Consider the following 2543-nt stretch of genomic DNA (forward strand, 5'->3'; position numbering starts at 1 on the left):
CCGTTGCCGTTGCTCAGGCTGGCGACCAGATCTTCCGGTGTGTACTGCCAGGACTGTACGCTGCCCGTGATGCGACGGTGTCACTAAGGCCGGTAAGGCTAACTCCGTCTGGTTCCGCCCCCCGTGAGATTAGCCTCTCCGCTGGCGGTATTTAGAACTACTTAGTGGAGGTTGCCCTATGGCTACAATCCTCACCCCTGCCCGTAATTTACTTTCCGTGCCCTTCAGTGCTGCCACGGATTTCACTGACCAGGCCGATCACTGTGACCGTTTCGCTGAAACTCTTATAGAGTGTCACGATCCGGCGCTGAAAATGGCGTTGTACGGGCGGCTTCGCGCCTGTCTCGCCATTCTGTCTCCCACACTGAACGATCCCATTTCATCTGGTAGAAAACCTGACACTCGACGACCTGCCAACCTCATTTCCGCGCTTTGAGCCGGATTCAGAGCAATTGTGTGAATATTGCGAGGTATTACTCCAGATCCTGACGGAACAGGCGCTGGGATCTAAAATGGAACACCCCCTGACAGGGCTGCTTTGTGAACTGGTCTGGTTCTTTGCAGCAAACTGAAAGCGCCACGCTGGTTACGTACCGCTGACGGTGCGGTGTTTATTGAAGATATTATCCAGTCGTAATATCAGCTCTTCCGGATTTTTGTCTGTCAGTACTGGCGAAAATCCGATATAACAGAGAGAGGAATATTCCCTCTCATTGCGGACGTTGTGCCCGTTGCCGGTGGCTAGGCTGGCGATCCGTCGTCTAAACCTTAAAATCCTCCACTGGAGTGCCATTTATTTTGAGCTTATATTTCTTTAATATTTCATACAAGCTTTCTGATATAATTGGATTCGGCATATATTGACAATTGTCAAGCAAAAAAAACTCCGCACCATTAATTTTACTAACATCCAATACTATTTTTTTCAATCCCTTAACTATACGTTTAGGCGGATTTTGTATGGAATCCAGCACCATCCTTTTTCCAGCGTATTCAGATAAATTGTAATCCAGACAATCTATTTTTCTTAAGTTATGAACAACCCAATATTTTTTGTTCACTATAGATCCATCGGAATATTTAACCACTGAAGGAATAAGCTGCCCAATATTTAAACCATCTAAAGCAATCATTAAATCGTCTGAAACCAACAATACTGATGCCGTTGTGTAGAAAAAATCAACATCCATTTTTCTTATCGAAGGCAGAAGTGTAATTTCAGACATTGTGAAATTAGGTAAATTATACTTAATTGCACTATAGTTGACCATCAATGATGGGCTAAAACTTACAGCCCCATCAATAAAACCTTTTCGTGGGTATTTATATTCTAAAAAAAAATACCTCATTAATCCCCCCTAACAATTTGAATGAGTTCCAGGCGCACGCCGATCTGTTGATTGTAACCTGAGTTTATCCATATTCAGGGCATGTTTCATCAGGCGTTCGGATGCATGTATCTTACTTAAGATCTGTTCATTAGTCGCTTTTGTGAGATCACCTAATTTTAATTCTGCTGATGCTAATGTTCTTCTGGCTGCATCAAAATACGAACTTAAATGTCCTCCACTATGTAAAGGCTTACCAGTGCTTAAAGATTCTGCCACTGTTCTGGGAAGGAAAACACCATTCGTTTTACCATTTGGGCTATATATCCCTCTATTCACAGCTTCCTGAATCAATGGAGAGTTAGCAGCAATATGTGTCGGTAATAGGTGATGTGCCGCATAGCCTGCTGGCGTTCCTCCCATTGCAGCCCCCAAGATAGCACTGGGACTTGATGCTAATCCCAGAGGATCGATCCAGATTAACGGATTCGGTGCATATCTGTAGAGATTGAAACCTCCATTAAGCCCGATTAAATCCTGGCTTACGAACCGTCCACATTCCGGCGCATAATACCTGAACAGATTATAGTGCAGCCCCGTCTCTTCATCATAATACTGCCCCGGCAGCCGCAGCGGCTGCTCAAAGTACGCCCCGCTGTTGCTGATGTCGCCCCGGTTTTCTCCAAATCCTGCCAGGTAGCCCGCCCACACCAGCGTCCCGTCCGACGCCGTCACCTCCTGTACCGTGCCCGTCAGGTCCGTGTGGTAATACCAGATTTTCCGGCTTTCTCCGCGCCCCGTGATGGCCGCCACCGGCGTGTATGGCTGTTCCGCGTCGTACAGGTACGTCCGCTTTCCCTGCCACGTTGTCTCCTGCAACAGCCGGAATCCTTCCCACACAAACGTCGTCCGCCGCTGTTCCCTCTGGTCCGTATGGCGGCCATATGTCGCCTTGCTGATGCGCCTGCCCAGCGCATCGTACTGATACCGCGTCTCGCTGTTGCTGCTGATAACCCGCGTTAACTGACCCTGCGCGTTCCACGCCAGTTGCTGCTCACGCCGCTCTGTCAGTTCACCCCATTCGTTATAGCGGTAACGGTCGCGCCCGTAGCCCGGCAGGCGGTTGTCCATTACCGCACTCTGATACTCATCCTTCAGCAGGTTTCCGGCTTTATCGTAATAATAATGGTCATGGTCGTACATCTGACCCGTGCG

Annotated in this window: 2 protein-coding genes and 2 pseudogenes; 1 reads left to right on the plus strand and 3 read right to left on the minus strand. The window is 48.1% G+C overall.

Annotation, left to right across the window (positions count from 1 at the left end; all coding sequences use genetic code 11):
• The first annotated feature begins 178 nt into the window (after window positions 1-178).
• Window positions 179-637: pseudogene (locus EQY_RS0122645) on the plus strand (hypothetical protein).
• Window positions 638-761: 124 nt separating this feature from the next.
• Here EQY_RS0122645 and EQY_RS0122650 read toward each other — a convergent pair.
• The 3 genes and pseudogenes from EQY_RS0122650 to EQY_RS25850 form a co-directional block, all read right to left on the minus strand.
• Window positions 762-1349 (minus strand): imm11 family protein, encoded by a 588-nt coding sequence (locus EQY_RS0122650; RefSeq protein WP_001268393.1) that lies wholly within the window; start codon window positions 1347-1349, stop codon window positions 762-764.
• Between the two features lie 9 nt (window positions 1350-1358).
• Window positions 1359-1751, minus strand: a complete 393-nt coding sequence (locus tag EQY_RS27100; RefSeq protein WP_105493531.1) for an AHH domain-containing protein — start codon at window positions 1749-1751, stop codon at window positions 1359-1361.
• Window positions 1752-2543, minus strand: a pseudogene (locus EQY_RS25850) (RHS repeat-associated core domain-containing protein); the annotation flags it as partial. It lies immediately after the preceding gene.

Origin of the sequence: Escherichia sp. TW14182 (assembly GCF_000208525.1) — a bacterium.
Taxonomy (GTDB): domain Bacteria; phylum Pseudomonadota; class Gammaproteobacteria; order Enterobacterales; family Enterobacteriaceae; genus Escherichia; species Escherichia ruysiae.